Annotated in this window: 2 protein-coding genes and 1 pseudogene; all 3 read left to right on the top strand. The window is 46.4% G+C overall.

Going from position 1 to position 1770, the window contains the following annotated elements; genetic code table 11:
- On the top strand, positions 1 to 201 hold a 201-nt coding region (locus HCX89_RS22785; protein WP_217351544.1), incomplete at its 5' end, for a hypothetical protein.
- Positions 202 to 705: 504 nt separating this feature from the next.
- A pseudogene (locus HCX89_RS23140) lies at positions 706 to 966 on the top strand (transposase); the annotation flags it as partial.
- Positions 967 to 1031: 65 nt separating this feature from the next.
- Positions 1032 to 1544 (top strand): IS630 family transposase, encoded by a 513-nt coding sequence (locus tag HCX89_RS22580; RefSeq protein WP_167717520.1) that lies wholly within the window; start codon positions 1032 to 1034, stop codon positions 1542 to 1544.
- Positions 1545 to 1770 lie beyond the last annotated feature (226 nt).

A 1770-nucleotide genomic window follows, 5' to 3' on the forward strand; every position in this document is an offset into this window, starting at 1 on the left:
TGGCCATCGGGTCAGGGCTGCGTATTCTACGCTTTCCTGCTGCGGCGTCAAGAAGTAATTACCATCTTTTTTCGCCTGTCGTTGAAAGGACTCAAGAGCCGTTTTTCTTCGACCCTGTCACGTCTTTCGCGTTGCCGCTGTGCCGTGTCAGTGGGAGCGCATTATAGGGAGCAAAATCTTTTGTGCAAGGGCTTTTTATAAGAAAAACTCAATTTATTGGTCGACAGTAGAAACCCCGTTCAACTACACAGCTTACCTACCCATTAACCACAGACTTATCCACAAACCTATTTGTATAAACAATTCTGGTAGTCGTACTTAGGGAAAAGATTCAACTCATGTATTACACCTTATTAGTCATGAAACAAGTCAGAAATAATCGAGATTCAGTATAATTACTAAAATGTTTTCTCATCCAGTACAAGGTTGTGCCCAAGTTCATAGCCTCGAAGCCGGAATCCCAAGCATTAGCTGCACGGCTCATCGACTCTGAATACCCGACTTGTTCATACAACCGATGATAAATAACTGCGCCGACTGACTTCGAAACCACATTGCTCTTCTTGCAGCCTGGGGAAACTTAGAGCATTGGTGAATAGCTAGAGATAAACGATTAATGCCTACCACTCTGCAAAGGCAAACTAAAAGGATATTCATTAGCTCAGTTGCGGCGGCTGCATTTATCAAGAATACGCACGGACAACTATGTCATTAACAGCCCTACTCGGTGTGAGTCGCACCAGTGTTAATGCTTGGGTCGCAAATTACCTGGCTGATGGGCTCAATGGTTTGCTTGATAAACCTAAACCCGGACGACCCAATCAACTCTCTCCTCATCAATTAGAGCAACTTAAAAAGTTTATCGAGAAGAATGCTATCAAGCAGGACGGTGGACGCTTAATGGCTGAAGATATCAGAGTTTATATCTGTAACGACCTGCATGTGAGCTATAGCTTGGCCAATGTGTACCGCTTACTCCATGCGCTTGATTTCAGTCTCATCCAGGGTCATCTTCCACTGAGCGCGTTGATGTGTGGTTCCAAGACGAAGCCAGATTTGGCCAACAAAACCAAACGACAAGACTTTGGGCAAAACGGGGTAGCCGTCCCCGTGTCGTCAAACAGCAGCAATTTGATTATGGGTATCTGTTTGGGGCAGTGTGCCCAAGTAGCGGTAAAACGGAAGCATTGATTACGCCCTTGGTCAACAAAGATGCCATGCTGCTTCACCTTGAATTGATATCGCTGGCAACCGAGAGCGACCGGCATGCAGTGGTCATCGTTGATGGCGCAGGCTGGCATACTATGGATACGGCAATACCTTTCTCAAATCTCACTTTGATTAAGCTACCAGCCTATTCTCCAGAGCTGAACCCGATGGAGCAAGTTTGGCAATGGCTCAGACAACACTGTCTTTCCAACCGAGTACTCGATTGCTACGAGCAAATTGTTGACCAAGTATCCCGAGCATGGAATACCTTCATTGAGGATACTGGTCGGGTGAAATCTCTGTGCTCCAGAGACTGGATAAATCTGCCCATATAATTAATCAAATTGGTGTTAGGCGTCTGGCGATGGCCAGCTTCGAGCAAGCTCTCCGCGTTCGTCTGTCGCACCAAACTGAGTTTGATAAACGCGACAACCTCACCCTACTCCACATGGGATTGTGCCTCACTGCGTTCGGACTCTTTATCTTCCCCATGTGAGAGTGGACACGTCAAAATGCAATTAAAACGAAAAATCCCCAACACAAAGTGCTGGGGATCCGTCG

The organism is Shewanella sp. Iso12, from assembly GCF_012030025.1.
Classification (GTDB): Bacteria; Pseudomonadota; Gammaproteobacteria; order Enterobacterales; family Shewanellaceae; genus Shewanella; species Shewanella algae.